At 49.4% G+C, this 15,768-nt stretch carries 14 protein-coding genes and 1 riboswitch; all 14 genes read left to right on the plus strand.

The window, feature by feature from the left end; all coding sequences use genetic code 11:
• Window positions 1–9 precede the first annotated feature (9 nt).
• The 14 genes from Ami103574_RS05850 to cobA all read left to right on the plus strand — a co-directional run bounded on the left by Ami103574_RS05850 (window position 10) and on the right by cobA (window position 15,567).
• Window positions 10–1,686, plus strand: coding sequence for a formate--tetrahydrofolate ligase (locus Ami103574_RS05850; protein ID WP_163065738.1), 1,677 nt, complete (start codon window positions 10–12; stop codon window positions 1,684–1,686).
• 15 nt (window positions 1,687–1,701) lie between these two features.
• The gene (locus Ami103574_RS05855) at window positions 1,702–2,337 is read left to right on the plus strand and encodes a cyclodeaminase/cyclohydrolase family protein (RefSeq protein ID WP_163065739.1); all 636 of its coding nucleotides are present in this window, start codon (window positions 1,702–1,704) and stop codon (window positions 2,335–2,337) included.
• Between the two features lie 8 nt (window positions 2,338–2,345).
• The gene (locus Ami103574_RS05860) at window positions 2,346–3,194 is read left to right on the plus strand and encodes a bifunctional 5,10-methylenetetrahydrofolate dehydrogenase/5,10-methenyltetrahydrofolate cyclohydrolase (RefSeq protein ID WP_163065740.1); all 849 of its coding nucleotides are present in this window, start codon (window positions 2,346–2,348) and stop codon (window positions 3,192–3,194) included.
• A 96-nt stretch (window positions 3,195–3,290) separates the two neighbouring features.
• A complete protein-coding gene (hemB, locus tag Ami103574_RS05865) occupies window positions 3,291–4,268 on the plus strand; it encodes a porphobilinogen synthase (RefSeq protein ID WP_163067933.1) in 978 nt (325 codons plus the stop codon).
• Between the two features lie 38 nt (window positions 4,269–4,306).
• Window positions 4,307–5,602 (plus strand): glutamate-1-semialdehyde 2,1-aminomutase, encoded by a 1,296-nt coding sequence (gene hemL, locus Ami103574_RS05870; protein ID WP_163065741.1) that lies wholly within the window; start codon window positions 4,307–4,309, stop codon window positions 5,600–5,602.
• A 40-nt stretch (window positions 5,603–5,642) separates the two neighbouring features.
• The gene (locus tag Ami103574_RS05875; RefSeq protein WP_163065742.1) at window positions 5,643–5,918 is read left to right on the plus strand and encodes a metal-sensing transcriptional repressor; all 276 of its coding nucleotides are present in this window, start codon (window positions 5,643–5,645) and stop codon (window positions 5,916–5,918) included.
• A gap of 112 nt (window positions 5,919–6,030) precedes the next feature.
• A complete protein-coding gene (locus tag Ami103574_RS05880; protein WP_163065743.1) occupies window positions 6,031–7,914 on the plus strand; it encodes a heavy metal translocating P-type ATPase in 1,884 nt (627 codons plus the stop codon).
• Complete coding sequence (locus tag Ami103574_RS05885; RefSeq protein WP_246213202.1) at window positions 7,911–8,078, plus strand: hypothetical protein; 168 nt, start codon at window positions 7,911–7,913, stop codon at window positions 8,076–8,078. The genes Ami103574_RS05880 and Ami103574_RS05885 overlap by 4 nt, the downstream gene beginning before the upstream one ends.
• Window positions 8,079–8,214: 136 nt before the next feature.
• A riboswitch (cobalamin riboswitch) is annotated at window positions 8,215–8,402 on the plus strand.
• Between the two features lie 140 nt (window positions 8,403–8,542).
• Window positions 8,543–9,367, plus strand: a complete 825-nt coding sequence (locus tag Ami103574_RS05890; protein ID WP_163065745.1) for a sirohydrochlorin cobaltochelatase — start codon at window positions 8,543–8,545, stop codon at window positions 9,365–9,367.
• 226 nt (window positions 9,368–9,593) lie between these two features.
• Window positions 9,594–10,289 (plus strand): precorrin-2 C(20)-methyltransferase, encoded by a 696-nt coding sequence (cobI, locus tag Ami103574_RS05895; RefSeq protein ID WP_163065746.1) that lies wholly within the window; start codon window positions 9,594–9,596, stop codon window positions 10,287–10,289.
• Between the two features lie 48 nt (window positions 10,290–10,337).
• Window positions 10,338–11,648, plus strand: a complete 1,311-nt coding sequence (gene hemA / locus Ami103574_RS05900) for a glutamyl-tRNA reductase (RefSeq protein ID WP_163065747.1) — start codon at window positions 10,338–10,340, stop codon at window positions 11,646–11,648.
• 49 nt (window positions 11,649–11,697) lie between these two features.
• The gene (cobK, locus tag Ami103574_RS05905; protein ID WP_163065748.1) at window positions 11,698–13,053 is read left to right on the plus strand and encodes a precorrin-6A reductase; all 1,356 of its coding nucleotides are present in this window, start codon (window positions 11,698–11,700) and stop codon (window positions 13,051–13,053) included.
• Window positions 13,054–13,136: 83 nt separating this feature from the next.
• The gene (hemC, locus tag Ami103574_RS05910) at window positions 13,137–14,021 is read left to right on the plus strand and encodes a hydroxymethylbilane synthase (protein WP_163065749.1); all 885 of its coding nucleotides are present in this window, start codon (window positions 13,137–13,139) and stop codon (window positions 14,019–14,021) included.
• Window position 14,022: 1 nt separating this feature from the next.
• Window positions 14,023–15,567: a uroporphyrinogen-III C-methyltransferase gene (cobA, locus tag Ami103574_RS05915; protein WP_246213203.1), complete on the plus strand. Its 1,545-nt coding sequence runs from the start codon at window positions 14,023–14,025 to the stop codon at window positions 15,565–15,567.
• Window positions 15,568–15,768: the final 201 nt, after the last annotated feature.

The raw sequence follows: 15,768 nt of genomic DNA on the forward strand, positions 1-15,768 counted from the left end.
GGGCTTTGTATGGAATTCAAAAGTGATATTCAAATTGCACAGGAGACACCGTTGCATCACATCGGTGAAGTGGCCAAAGAGGCAGGTGTTGCAGAGAAATATTTAGAACTCTATGGAAACTATAAGGCAAAGGTGGACTATAATCTGTTGGAGGAAATGAAGGATGTGGCCAACGGAAAACTGATTTTAGTGACGGCCATCTCCCCAACACCGGCAGGAGAGGGCAAGACCACCACTACTGTAGGTCTGGCAGACGGCTTAAAACAGATTGACAAAAAAGTGGTGGTAGCCCTGAGAGAGCCATCTTTGGGACCGGTATTCGGCGTGAAAGGCGGAGCTGCTGGCGGCGGATATGCGCAGGTTATCCCTATGGAGGACATCAATCTACACTTTACGGGGGATATGCACGCCATCGGTGCGGCTAACAATCTGCTGGCCGCCATGCTGGACAACCACATTCAACAGGGAAACGAGCTGAATATCGATGCCAGAAAGATTACCTGGAAGCGTTGTATGGACATGAATGACCGACAGCTGCGGTTCGTGGTGGACGGCCTTGGGGGGAAGCCTAATGGTTCTCCTAGAGAAGACGGCTTTGATATTACTGTCGCCAGCGAAATCATGGCCATTCTCTGCATGTCTAAGGATATGGTGGATTTGAAGGAGCGAATTAAGCGCATCATCGTGGGCTATACCTATGAAGACAAGCCAGTTACCGCAGGAGACCTGAAAGCTCACGGTGCGTTGGCTGCCTTGCTGAAGGATGCGTTGAAGCCGAACTTGGTGCAGACCTTAGAGCACAATCCGGCCTTCATTCATGGGGGACCTTTTGCGAACATCGCCCATGGATGCAACTCCATCATGGCTACCAGGATGGCCCTAAAATTGGCGGATTACGTCGTGACTGAGGCTGGATTCGGTGCGGATTTAGGAGCGGAAAAGTTTTTAGATATCAAGTGCCGGGCAGCGGGGATCCAGCCTTCGGCTGTGGTGGTGGTGGCTACCGTGCGGGCATTAAAGCACCACGGCGGCGTAGCTAAGGCTGATTTGAATAAGGAAAACCTGGAAGCCTTGGAAAAAGGACTGCCAAATCTGTTGCAGCACGTGGAAAATATTACACAAGTGTTTAAGCTGCCAGCGGTGGTAGCCATCAATGCTTTCCCGACGGATACTGCTGCGGAGCTGGCCTTAGTGGAAGAAAAGTGCAAAGCCCTGGGGGTAAAGGTGGCGTTGAGTCAGGTCTGGGCAAAGGGCGGCGAGGGCGGCAAGGTCCTGGCAGAAGAAGTGGTTAAATTATGCCAGCAGCCGAATCAGTTTGCCTACAGTTATGAATTGGATATGACTATTGAAGAGAAGCTGAACGCCATCGCGACGAAGATTTACCGGGCGGAGGGCGTAGCCTTTACAGCGGCAGCCAGAAAGCAGTTGGATCAGCTGGAGAAGCTTGGATTTGGCAATATTCCTATCTGTGTGGCTAAGACACAGTACAGTTTCTCCGATGACGGAAAGTTGCTGGGCGCACCGAGAGGGTTTGTGCTCACTGTGCGGAATCTGAAAGTTTCCGCAGGAGCCGGATTTATTGTGGCCTTAACAGGAGATATTATGACCATGCCGGGTCTGCCAAAGGTTCCGGCAGCGGAGAAAATTGACGTGGACAATACTGGAAAGATATCGGGCTTGTTCTAGGAAGGAATAGAAAAAATGGCTTTTGTAAAGGGCTCTTGTGAAGAATTCGTAGAAGTGCTGGCCAGCAAGGCTGCGGTTCCCGGGGGAGGCGGAGCATCCGCCTTAGTCGGTGCCGTGGGTACCGCATTAGGAAGTATGGTTGCGGCCTTGACCGTGGGCAAGAAGCAGTATGCGGCGGTGGAAGCAGAAATGAAAGAGCTGGCAGAGCGGGCTCAGCAGATTCAGCGAGAACTGCTGCTGCTGGTGGACCGGGATGCGGAGGGCTTTGAACCGCTGGCCAAGGCCTATGGAATGCCAAAGGAGACCGCGGCCCAGCAAGCAGAAAAAGAAGTGGTCATGGAAGCGGCTCTAAAGGAAGCTTGTTCTGTGCCCTTGGCCATCATGGGCCAATGTGGGGCAGCAATCGAGTTGCAGCAGGTTTTTGCAGCAAAGGGCAGCGTTCTGGCTGTCAGCGATGCAGGGGTAGGTGCGCTCTTTTGCAAGGCAGCGCTTCAGGGAGCCAGCCTAAATGTGTTTATCAATACCAAGGCCATGAAGGATCGGGTTTATGCGGAAGCCATCAATAAGGAAGCACGGAATTTGTTGGCGCAGTATGAGCCCTTAGCAGATGAAATATATAGCGGCGTAGCCGCTGAACTAATAAAGGAGTAGCACAGTTTATGGCACAGATTTTAAAAGGCAAAGACGTAGTGGATGCCGTAAATGAGAAGCTGATAGGGGAAGTGACCGCGTTAAAGGAACAGGGGGTCACCCCGACTTTAGGTATTATCCGGGTGGGCGCGAAGGTTGAAGACGTGTCTTATGAGAAAGGCGCAATAAAATGTGCGGAATCCATCGGCGTAGAGGTGAAGAAATATCTTTTTAAAGAAAATATTACCCAAGAACAGTTATTGAACGTCATCGCGGCCATAAATCTTGACTTGACCGTCCATGGTGTGATATTATTTAGACCGTTACCAGATCACATTGACGACAATACTATCCGGAAAGCTTTGCTGGCTTGCAAGGATGTGGACGGCATTACAGACCAGTCCATGGCAGGGGTATATACTGGCACGGATTTGGGTTATCCCCCTTGTACTCCGAGAGCTTGCATGGAGATTTTAGACCATTATGGCATCGACATAACGGGGAAGACGGTAGCTGTCATCGGGCGCAGCCTGGTGGTAGGCAGACCGGCAGCAATGATGGTTTTGGGAAAAAATGGAACTCCAGTTATCTGTCACACAAAGACAGAAGATATGAAAGATATCTGCCGAAATGCCGACGTGTTAATTGTTTCGGCGGGGCAGGCCAAGACCATCGGCTCGGAATATCTCCGGGAAGGTCAGGTGGTCATTGATGTGGGCATCAACATGACAGCGGATGGAAAGCTCTGCGGCGATGTAGATTTTGAAGCGGCGCAGCAGATTGTAAAAGCCATCACCCCTGTACCAGGCGGCGTGGGACGAGTGACCACCAGCCTGCTGATGATGCACGTCATCGACGCAGCAAGGAAAACTATCTAATATTTTGGAAATATAACAGCAAATTGGGAAGAGCGGCCTTGATCATCGAGATGATGATGGGTCGTTTTTTCTAGGAAAAGGAGCGAACGTATGGATATGCTGACAAGAGCGAGAAGACTGAGATTGGACGAAAGAGTGCGGAATATGACCAGGGAGACCAGGCTTTCCAAGGATTCCTTAATTTATCCTATCTTTGTGGAAGAGGGAAAGGATATCCGTACAGATATCGTGACCATGCCGGGGCAGAAGCGGTACAGCATCGACACCATGGGAGAAGAACTGGAAGCTGTATCTAAGGCTGGCGTCAAAAATATCATGTTCTTTGGTGCACCTGCTCATAAGGATGAATGTGGAAGCGGGGCCTACCATGACCACGGCATCATTCAGGAGGCCCTGCGGGCGGCTAAAAAGGATTTTCCGCAATTATACTATATCGGGGACGTATGTATGTGCGAATACACGTCTCACGGCCACTGCGGCATTCTCAAAGGCGACACGGTAGACAATGACAAGACCCTGCCTTTGCTGGCCAAGACTGCGGTGTCTCAGGTGAAGGCAGGCGCGGATATGGTGGCCCCTTCCGACATGATGGACGGACGAGTGCTGGCCATCCGGGAAGCCTTAGATGAAGCAGGTTGTGAGGATATTCCGATTATGTCCTATGCGGCCAAGTACGCATCTGCTTTTTACGGACCATTCCGGGAGGCAGCTGGCTCTGACAATTTCAAGGGTAATCGCAAGACCTACCAGATGGACTATCACAACAGAAGAGAAGCGCTGAAAGAAGTGTTTTTAGATTTGGAAGAAGGGGCTGACATCATTATGGTTAAGCCGGCCCTGTCCTATTTAGATATTATCCGAGAAATTCGAGATCACATCGATGTTCCGGTAGCCGCCTACAGTGTCAGCGGCGAATATGCCATGATCAAGGCAGCAGCCATGGCAGGCATGGTGGAGGAGGACGCCATCGTGGCAGAGACCACCACCAGCATTTTTAGAGCGGGAGCGGACATGCTGATTACTTATTTTGCGAAAGAAGTGGCACAGATGATTCAGAGCGGTCGGATTGGTTAGGCTAAGCCGGACTTAGAATATACAGGGAGGAAATGCAGATGTTGAAGAGAAAGACAGATCGATCACAAGCCTTGTTTGAAGAGGCGAGAACTTATATACCGGGAGGGGTTAACAGCCCGGCTAGAGCCTTTCAGGCTGTCGGAACGCACCCTCGGTTTATTGAAAGAGCTGACGCCCAATTCATCTACGATGTGGACGGTAATTCCTATATCGACTACATTGGTTCCTGGGGGCCAATGATTCTGGGCAACAATCATCCCGATGTGTTGAAAACCGTCCAGGATACCATTGTAAACGGATTGAGCTTCGGAGCAGCTACCGAGCGGGAAGTCACGATGGCTAAGTTAGTCTGCCAAATGAGCCCTTGCTTTGATATGGTCCGCATGGTTAATTCTGGGACGGAAGCCACCATGTCAGCTCTGCGGGCAGCCAGAGGGTATACCGGAAAAAGTAAAATCATTAAATTTGAAGGCTGTTACCACGGTCACAGTGACGGGCTGCTGGTAAAGGCCGGATCTGCACTGATTGCAGAGGGAGGAACGCCAGATAGTGCTGGTGTTACAGCAAATTGTGCAAAGGACACCTTAACCGCCAGATATAATGACCTGGACAGCGTAGAAAAACTGTTTGAAGATTATAAAGGCGATATTGCTGCGGTTATCGTTGAACCCGTCGCAGCCAACATGGGAGTTGTACTGCCTCAGAACGGTTTCTTAGAGGGCTTGCGGGCTATCTGCGACCAGCATCAGGCTGTGCTGATTTTCGATGAGGTTATCACTGGATTTCGGCTGGCTCCGGGGGGAGCTCAGGAACTCTATGGGGTCATTCCAGACATGGCTGCCTTTGGTAAGATTATCGGTGGAGGCATGCCGGTAGGGGCCTATGGCGGACGGCGGGAAATCATGGAATGTGTAGCGCCGGTGGGCAAGGTTTACCAGGCGGGAACTCTCAGCGGAAATCCAGTTGCCATGGCAGCAGGCATCGCCCAGCTGACGCGCTTGAAGGAGGATCCGACAGTATATCAGCACATTAATGCCTTAGGAGATCTGCTGTATGGTGGATTGATTGACATTATCGAGACTGCCAAGGCAGAATGCACGGTCAATCATGTGGGTTCTCTGGGGACCCTGTTCTTTACGGGCGGTCCTGTAACGGATTATGATTCTGCTAAAAAGTCTAACTTAAAGGGCTATGCCGATTATTTCCTGCACATGCTGGATGGGGGCCATTACTTTGCACCGGCCCAATTTGAAGCGATGTTTATCTCCTATGCCCATACAGAGGCAGATATCAAGAGTACATTGGAGGAAGCTGCGCGATTTTTCGGCGTATAGGGGATCGGTAAGGTTTTGTAATTTGTATGGAGGTGATAAAATGAAACAATGTATGGATTCGGAAAATTTACACCGCAGATTAAAAAAAATAATTGGACAAATACAAGCCATCGACCGCATGGTTGATGAGGATGTTCCCTGTGAAGATATTCTTTCTCAGGTCAATGCCGCAAAATCTGCATTGCACAAGGCCGGTCAACTTATTTTAGAGGGGCACATCAAACATTGCGTGCGGGATGGTATTGAACATGGCGATGCGGATAAAACAATCGAAGGCTTTACCAAAGCAGTAGAGCGTTTTGCGAACATCATATAACGGATTAAAACAGTCATTTTGCAGTGACTGTTTTTTATTTTACGTCCTTGACAACCCATACCCCTATACGTATAATGTACACATACCCCCATGGGTATAAAGGAGGCCTTATATGTATGCAATTACAAACAAAGTCGAGCATTTAATGGAGCTTGGCGGTACAAAAAAAGAGGTGGTACTGCTGGTAATCTCTGGTATTGCTCTGTTTATCAGTATTTTTGATTTGCTGCCACTTCCGTTTAATGCAGCCTGGATTGCTATTGTATTCTGTGGCATACCAATCATTTTAGAAGCAATCATCGGACTTGTCACGGACTTCGATATCAAAGCAGATGTGCTTGTTTCCTTGGCATTAATTGCGGCGGTTTACATCGGGGAGGATTTTGCCGCAGGAGAAGTTGCCTTTATTATGCAGGTTGGTGCACTATTAGAAGATTTGACAGTGGCAAAAGCGAGAGCCGGAATTGAAAAACTGGTTCATCTTACCCCCCAGACCGCACGAGTCATAACCAATGGAATCGAGCAGATTGTTCCTGCTGAGCAAGTTCAGATTGATGATCTACTTCGTGTGTTGGCTGGTGAAACCATTCCGGTAGATGGGGTTATTGTCTCTGGACAAACCTCTGTGAATCAAGCGGTTATGACTGGCGAATCTCTGCCTGTTGATAAAACAGTGGGGGATGACGTTTTAAGCGGAACCGTCAACCAATTTGGTGCATTTGAAATGAAAGCGGCCAGAGCCTGCGAAAACAGTTCCATTCAGCGCATGATTAAATTGGTTCAGTCTGTGGATGCAGGAAAAGCGAAAATCGTCGGCATTGCAGATCGATGGGCCACTTGGATTGTAGTGATTGCCCTTGGGGCAGCCGCCCTCACCTGGTTCCTTTCCGGTGAGATAATCCGTGCGGTTACCATTCTGGTTGTATTTTGTCCGTGTGCGTTAGTGCTTGCTACTCCGACAGCTATTATGGCGGCCATTGGCAATGCCACAACACATGGATTTCTCGTCCGAGAGGGGGATGCCTTAGAGCGCCTTGCTAAGGTTAGCAAGCTGGCATTCGATAAAACCGGAACGCTGACGTATGGCAAGCTGAATGTGATAGAAGTAAAAAGTATTTTACCGCAGTTTTCGGAAAAGGAGTTTTACACCCTTGCAGCTGCTGCGGAGCAATTGTCGGAGCATCCGCTGGGGAAGGCAATCGTTCGCTGCCACAAGAAAGAGATTGGGACGGCGCTTTCTCCTGCACAGCAATTTCAAATGATACCGGGAGAGGGCATATCTGTTGTGGTTCACGACAATAGAATCCTTGCAGGAAATGCTCGAATGCTTGCTCAAAATGGTGTGACACTTTCTGATGACGTTGAAAAGAAAGCCGAGCAACACTTTTTACAAGGGCATACCGTTATTTACATCACCATTGACCGGGTTCTTGCAGGCTTTATTGTTTTATCGGATACCATCCGAGCGGAAGGCGTTCAACTGATTGAACAGTTGCAGGCGATGGATGTACGGCCAGTATTGCTGACAGGAGATAATGAAAACACATCGGCAACCATTGCCAATGAACTAGGCATTCATGAAGTTCACGCAAACTGTTTGCCGGAAGACAAATTAAAATGGATTGGCATTTACCAGGGTAAGGGAGAAGCCATTTGTATGATTGGTGACGGTGTCAATGATGCGCCGGCTTTGAAAAAAGCAACTGTCGGCATTGCCATGGGTGGTGTCGGCAGCGATATTGCCGTTGATGCCGCAGATATTGTCCTGGTTGATGATGAAGTAAAAGAGTTGCCGCACCTATTAGCTTTATCTAGGCGTATGATGACGACGATTAGATATAATTTGGCTTTTTCGCTGGGACTTAACTTTCTTGCTATTGCTTTAGCTATTCCAGGCATCCTAAATCCCGTAATAGGGGCTTTGGTACATAATGCAGGCTCTATAATCGTCATTGTAAATTCAGCATTGCTGTTAAAATGGAGGAAAAGAAAATGATTTTTAATATTATCGGATTAATTATAGGCATAATGATTCTAGGCGCAGGTATTTATTATTTTATCAAAGAGAAGAATGACCAAGAATCTAGAAAAATTTATTTGATCACCTCGGGGGTCGGTGCAGCAGTCCTTCTGGGGTTCTTATTAAAAATGGTCGTTTAAGCTATAATATGCAAGTTTATTCATACCCATATGCAGCAGCTGAAAGAGGAACCGATTTCTTTGGCTTAGGCATGTGAGAAGGCTGAATACATTTAGGGGGTTGTCCGACCCCCTATTTTAATGGTACAATAGATTGAATAATTGATATATCTATAGGTGCCCGGTGATTCCTGCCGGGAGAATAGGGAAGTTGGGTAAAAGCCCGCGCGGTCACGCCGCTGTGATGGACGAGTTGTACTTAAATAAAGCCACTATGTAAAAATGGGAAGGGAAGTGCAATGTAGACGCCAGAGTCAGAAGACCTGCCTAGGATATGGGATCTGCTCATTTTTTGTGGAATGAGGCAGAAATTACACTTTTTTACGGAAGATGAATGAGTGTAATAGGGGGATTTTTTTGTGCTCCCATATTACGCTGTTCTGCTTTTCCAGAACGGCTATTTTTTTGAGAGGAATTGAAAGTTAATGAGTAAGAAAGAAGCATTATTAGTAGTAAGTTTTGGCACCAGTCACCAGGAGACCAGAGAGAAGACCATCGGCCAGATTGAGCGGGTTATAAGCAAGGCTTATCCCAACCGAGAGCTCAGACGGGCCTTTACCAGCAGCATCATCATGCGGGTGCTGAAAAAGCGGGATCAGCTTCACGTGGATAACGTGACCGAAGCCCTGGAGCGGTTAGCTGCCGATGGCTTTACAGATGTGCTGATTCAGCCAACCCACATCATAAACGGGGATGAATACGAGAAAATGATGGGGCAAATTGAACCCTTTATCGAACAGTTTGAGACCATCGCCGTTGGACGAGCGCTGCTGACTTCGTCAGAGGATTACGATCTGGTCTGTCGGGCTATCATGGCTGAGGTGCCAGAATTAGACGGAACCTCAGGGGGACAGCAGGCAGAAAATACGGCGCTGGTGCTGATGGGACATGGAACCGGGCATTTCTGTGACGCGGCTTATGCTGCGCTGGATTACCGTTTTAAATCGCTGGGCTACGGCAATGTATTTGTAGGCACGGTAGAAGGCTATCCCGATGTGGAGCGGGTGCTGGAGCTGGTACGGCTTTATGGGCCGCAGCAAGTAGTGCTCATGCCGTTTATGGTGGTAGCAGGAGACCATGCCGTTAACGATATGGCTGGAGAAGAAGAAGATTCTTGGAAGATTATTTTTCAGCAGGCAGGGTATGACGTTTCCTGTATTCTACGGGGGATTGGTGAATTCCCAGGCATCCAACAACTCTATTTAGATCATGCTTCAACTTGTGAGCCATTAGGACAAGAGATGGAGTAAAGGATAAAATCGTAGATTGTAAATGGACGATTGCTGTTGAAAAATGCAGGATTGGTCAGATTGTGTCGGAACTGGTTTTCAACACAGCCCTTTCATGGGCGGGCAAGAAAAACGCCTATATATTGCAAATCGAAAATAGACGATATATGTTGAAGTGTAGTGTAATGTGGCAGAAACAAAAGCATAAGATGCAGAAATACAAATAAAGAGAAGACGGAGGAATGAGATGGCAAAGTTATATGGATTAGGCGTAGGCCCTGGAGACCCAGAGCTGATGACTTTAAAAGCGGTGAGAATCATCAGGGAGAGCGATATTGTGGCTATCCCTAAGTCCGGACAGAGTGTTAATGTGGCATATACGATCGCAAAGGGTGCTATAGCAGACCTGGATAAAAAAGAGATTGTGGAGCTGGATATGCCCATGACCAGAGACAAGGCCAAGCTAGCCGCCAGTCATGATGCCGCAGCAGAGCAGGTGAAGGCCTGGCTGGATGCCGGAAAGAATGTTGCCTTTTTGACACTGGGGGATCCTACCATCTATTCCACCTATACCTACGTGCACAACCGAGTGCGGGATGCCGGTTATGAGACAGAAATTGTTCCTGGTATTCCATCTTTCTGTGCTGTCTCTGCCCGGCTCAATGACAGCCTGACTGAGGCTGAGGAAGCACTCCACGTGATTCCGGCATCCTATGCGGGTACGGAAGAGGCCTTGCATATGACTGGCACCAAGGTACTCATGAAGAGTGGCAAATCCATCGGCAAGTTGAAAGAATATATCCGCACCATGGACAATCCCCCTTCGGTGAAGATGGTAGAACGCTGCGGTATGGAGGGGGAGCGGGTATTCCAGAATATCGACGAGATTGATGAGGAAGCGAGTTACTTCTCCGTGCTGATTTTGCGGGACCAGAAGAATTGACCATGAAAGGTAGCGCGTGTAAACAGTTGAGTTTTGAAAGGCGAAATCATGCACATTAGAATGGTAGGCATTGACCACAGCAAAGCTTCTCTGGATTATAGGGAAGCCTTTTCTTTTACGAAGGCCGGAGCCAAAGAGGCGGTTCAGGAAATAAAGAAACGGTTTCATTTAAAGGGGTGTATTCTCCTTTCCACCTGTAACCGGACAGAGCTTTGGATTAGTCAGTGCGATAACGGCAAAGGGGCGGCAGTCCGTCCTTGGGAGATGCTCTGTCAGATTAAGAAGATTGACGGAAGCCAATATGAAAAGTTTTTTGTGGAGCGGGAGGACCGCCAGGCAGTGGATCATCTGCTGCGGCTGGTTTGCGGCTTTGATTCAAAAATATTTGGCGAAGACCAGATTATCTCTCAGGTACGGGAAGCTTTACAAATGTCTAGAGCCTGTGGTTGCGGGAGTATGGCGCTGGAAAAGATTTTTCAGACAGCTTTGGCCGCAGGAAAGCGAGTAAAGACAGAAGTTCGGCTAAGTACGGTGAACCGTTCGGCAGCCAGCAACACGATAGCCATCCTGCGACAGCAGCTGGGGGACCTGAAAGGGGTGCCCTGTCTGATCATTGGAAACGGGCAGATGGGCAAGCTGGTAGCCAACTCGCTGGTGGGCTGCGGCGCTGCGGTTTCCATGACCTTGAGAAAAAAAATACACGGGCAGGATGAGCAGGAATCCATTGTGCCGGAAGGCTGTCAGATGGTGCCTTACGACCAGCGCATTCAGGCACTCCAGGGAAAACAGGTCATTATCAGTGCCACCTTGAGTCCCCATTATACCCTTATGTGGAGAGACGTGGATGACGTATTTCGGCATCCCTATAGGCTTGATTCAGAAGGGCAGAAGCGGGAAGCAGGCAGCCGAGAAGATTTACGTAATAAATATTATGTATTCGACTTGGCGGTGCCGCGAGATATTGACCCGGAGATTGCCAATCTGCCGTATGTGAAACTTTTTGACATTGATTCTATAAATGGCGGAGAGCTGGTGGAGGAGAAGTCGGAACAGATTCAGCTGGCTATGACGATTTTGCAGGACTATCAGGCGGAACTGGAGCAATGGTTTGAATTTCGCAGCTATGTGCCGAAGATTCGGGAAATTGTGGAGCTGGTATCCGAAGATGCGATGCAGCGGTTTGTCAGCAAGTCCGCGGAATCTCAGGAGGAAGACCTGGAAGCAGCGGCGGGACAGGCCATGAAGAAATCAACGGCCAAGCTGCTGTATGGCCTGCGAGACCAGCTGCCGCATGAACTGTGGGATCAGTGCTTGGAGGCTTTGCATCGATCAGCAGCCCGAGAGACTTTGAAGCATTGAAGCCGTTGAAAGAGCTCGGACGAAGAGGAAAGAATAAAGGAGAGCTGCTATGAATATCTTAGTATTTGCAGGGACTACCGAAGGACGTCTGCTGGTAGAACAGTTGGCAAAGAGAGCCGATTTCCAGGTATGCGCCTGCGTCGCTACAGAATACGGCAGGGACATCTTAGAACAAGATTTGTCTGACCAGGTAGAAGTCAAGGCAGGACGCTTGCAGCTGACAGAAATGCAGGAGCTGATAGCCGGGGGCTTTGACTGGGTGGTGGATGCGACCCACCCTTACGCCACGGCAGTGACAGAAAACATTCAGGCAGCCTGTGCAGCAGTACAATGTCCGTACTTGCGCTTGCTGCGGGAGCGGACCGAATTTGGAGAAGACTGCATCTTCGTGGAGGATACGGAAGCAGCAGTGCGCTATCTGAATACCACAGTGGGAAATGTTTTGTTGACCACTGGCAGCAAGGAACTGAAAAGCTATGGGCAAGTAGCCGACTATCAAGAAAGGCTGTATGCCCGGGTTCTGCCCATGGAGCAGGTGGTGAAAAGCTGCATTCAGCTGGGCTTCTCCGGTTCCCATTTAATCTGCATGCAGGGGCCATTTTCTAAGGAGATGAATGTGGCTATGCTGAAACAGCTGAACTGCACCTGCATGGTAACCAAGGATACGGGTGCAGCTGGAGGTGCCTACGAAAAGTATCAGGCAGCTCAGGAGGCGGGTACTACTTTGGTGGTAGTTGGCCGGGCCCAGGAAGAAAAAGGACTGACCTTGCAGCAGGTACTGGAGAAAATCAGCAACCTGCCGGCAGATGGCTGTAAGGGTAAAAAGGGGCAGGCTGTTGATAATTCTGAAAATATCAACGATACGGTCAGCTCAGAATCCATATCTCAATCTCCAGGAAGAGGTGCTCTAGCCGAATGGTTTCCTCTGTTCGTCAACCTGACGGGCAAGCGCGTGGTCATCGTGGGAGGCGGTAAGATTGCCAGAAGGCGGATTGAAACCTTATTGCAGTTTTCCTGTCAGCTGCGCATTGTGGCCAGCCACATTTCGGAGGAAATCCGGAAGGCTGTCCAACTGGAGGAAGGACGGCAGACAGCAGGTGGCAGCCATCCAGACTGCCGATTGCTGGAGAGGCCTTTTCAACCATCCGATCTGCTGGATGCTGACTTTGTGTTGGCAGCCACCAACAATCGAGAACTGAACCGAACAATCGGAAAGCTGTGCCGAGAGAAGGCTATTCCCGTAAACGTGGCAGACGTAAAAGAGGAATGCGACTTTTACTTTCCTGGCATTATCATAGAGGGCATGTTGGTAGCTGGGGTTACGGCCCAAGGACAAAGTCACAGTTTAGCAAAGAAAGGCTCCGCAGCCGTGCGAAAAGCTTGGAAAGATATAGAGAATAGATAGACATAAGGCGATAGCCTGCAAATAAAAATTCACCGATCAGCGCCCTTCGGATAAGGCGGGACCTGTGAGAGAAGGAGAAGAATATGGCCGGACGAAAAATAAAAGTGGGAAGTCGGGACAGCAAGCTGGCGGTGGCCCAGTCACAGCTGGTGATGGCTCAAATTGCCAAAGCTCATCCTGAATTAGAGCTGGAATTGATAACCATGAAGACCACAGGAGACCTCATACTAGATAAGAGGCTGGACAAAATCGGCGGTAAGGGGTTGTTTGTTAAGGAACTGGATAAAGCCTTAATGGAGGGAACCATTGATATTTCCGTACATAGCTTGAAGGATCTGCCGATGGAGATTCCGGCAGAGCTGCCGCTGGTAGCCTTTTCTAAAAGGGAAAATCCTTTAGACGTATTGGTCTATCCAAAAGACGTATCGGAACCAGACCGAACGCTGCCTTTGGGAACGTCCAGCCTGAGACGAGAACTACAGGTGAGGGAAGTCTACCCGGAATGGGCCGTGGAAAGTATCCGCGGTAATTTGCAGACCCGACTTTCCAAACTGGACAGCGGGCAGTATGGAGCCATTCTCTTGGCTCATGCGGGCATCAGCAGGCTGGGATTGGAAGAACGAATCAGCCGAGTCTTTACCGCGGACGAGATCATACCGCCAGCCGGACAGGGCATTATTGCCGTACAGGGCCGGGCCGGAGAAGATTATACTTTCTTAGAAGGGGTGAATGACAGAGAGGCGGAAATCTGTGCTAAAGCAGAGCGGGCTTTTGTCACTTGGCTGGACGGAGGGTGCAGTTCACCGATTGGTGCCTTTGCGGAAATAAGCGGGGAAGATATCCTCATCAGGGGACTTTATTATAGGGAAGAGACGGAGACTTGCCACAGGGGACGCATTGCGGGAAAAACCGCTCAGGCGGAACAGCTGGCGGTGGAGTTAGCCAAACAGTTAAAGGATGGGAAGTAGCATGATGGAAGAAGAAAAAAAAGGAAAAGTATGGCTGGTAGGTGCAGGCCCGGGAGATGCGGGTCTGTTTACCTTGAAGGGAAAAGCGGTTTTAGATCAGGCAGACGTGGTGGTTTACGATAAGCTGGTGGGTCAGGGGGTCTTAGGTATGATTCCTACCGCGGCGGAATTAATTTTTGTCGGCAAGGTGTCGGGACATCACCCGGTGCCTCAGCAGGAGATTAATCAGATTTTACTTCGGGAGGCCTTAGCTGGCAAACGGGTAGTTCGTCTAAAGGGAGGCGATCCCTTTGTTTTTGGCCGGGGAGGCGAGGAATTGGAATTGTTGCGAGAGCATGGCATTTCCTTTGAAATTGTTCCGGGCATCACTTCAGCGGTATCCGTGCCGGCTTACAATGGCATTCCGGTAACCCATCGAGATTTCGTATCTTCCCTGCACATCATTACTGGCCACACCAAGAAAAAGGATGAGGCGGAGATTGATTATGAGGCCTTAGTCAAGTTGGGGGGAACTTTCGTCTTCCTGATGGGTATCAGTGCGATGCCTAAAATCTGTCAAGGGCTGCTGAATGCCGGCATGGAGGCGGATATGCCGGCGGCGGTGTTGGAGCGGGGCACTTCCGCACATCAGCGACGGGTGGTTTCTGACGTGAGTCATCTGCCGGAGGAGGCCGCAAAAGCAGGTATTCAAACGCCGGCCATCATTGTGGTCGGCAAGGTTTGTGCTCTGGAAAAGGAATTCCACTGGGCAGAGGACCGGCCTTTAGGGGGCTTGAAAATTGCGCTTACCCGACCGCAGGATCGGCCTTCTTCTCTAGCGGACAAGCTGTCCATGCTGGGAGCGGAGATTTTGCTGATGCCGACCATCGAGACGAAGGAGATTGCCGATAATCAGCTGCTGGAGGAGGCCATCGCCGATATTCGGCGGTTTGATTATGTAGCTTTTACCAGCCCGGTAGGGGTGGCTGGATTTTTTAAGAAGCTGAGAGAGATGAAAAAGGATATTCGCGACTTGGGCAATGTTCAATTTGCTGCCATCGGTTCAGCCACGAAAGCGGCCATTGAGAAAATGGGCATTTTAGTGGACTTAATGCCTTCCGTATACAGCGGAGAGGCTTTGGGCCAGCTGCTGGCAGACCGGGCAGCCCTGTGGGGAGCCAAGGTGGGCAAGAAGCCAGAGATTCTTATACCGCGAGCTAAAATTGGCACGGATGAGGTACTTCGTCCGCTAAAAGAGGCAGAAATTCGTTTTACAGACATTCCCGTGTATGACACGGTAGAGGTACTGGAACGAGAGCAGGATGCCCATGGGAAGCTGATTGACTTTGCCTCAGCAGATGTAGATTATGTGGCCTTTACGAGTGCATCTACTGTTCGAGGCTTTGTGAGCTCTTGCGGTTTGACAGATTTGACAGGAATCAAGGCCGTCTGCATCGGAGAGAAGACGGCGGAAGAGGCCGCGAAATACGGTATGGAGCTCTTTGTGGCTAGGGCAGCCACCATCGACAGCATGGTGGAATGCTTCCTGGGTTTGGAGCAGGCTTAAAGAACCAATAGATATGCTGAAAAATGATAAAACTAGAACCGCTCTATGGGAATAATACATGGGGCGGTTTTTGATTTATAGAAAACTACAGGTTAGTGGTATAGATCTTTAATTTTGAATATTGCAATCAGAACGATAGCCTGATAAAATATACTTAACCCATTCATATATTAACCACATCATATAAAACAACGAGGTACC

The sequence above is a fragment of the Aminipila butyrica genome, from assembly GCF_010669305.1.
GTDB classification, from domain to species: Bacteria; Bacillota; Clostridia; order Peptostreptococcales; family Anaerovoracaceae; genus Aminipila; species Aminipila butyrica.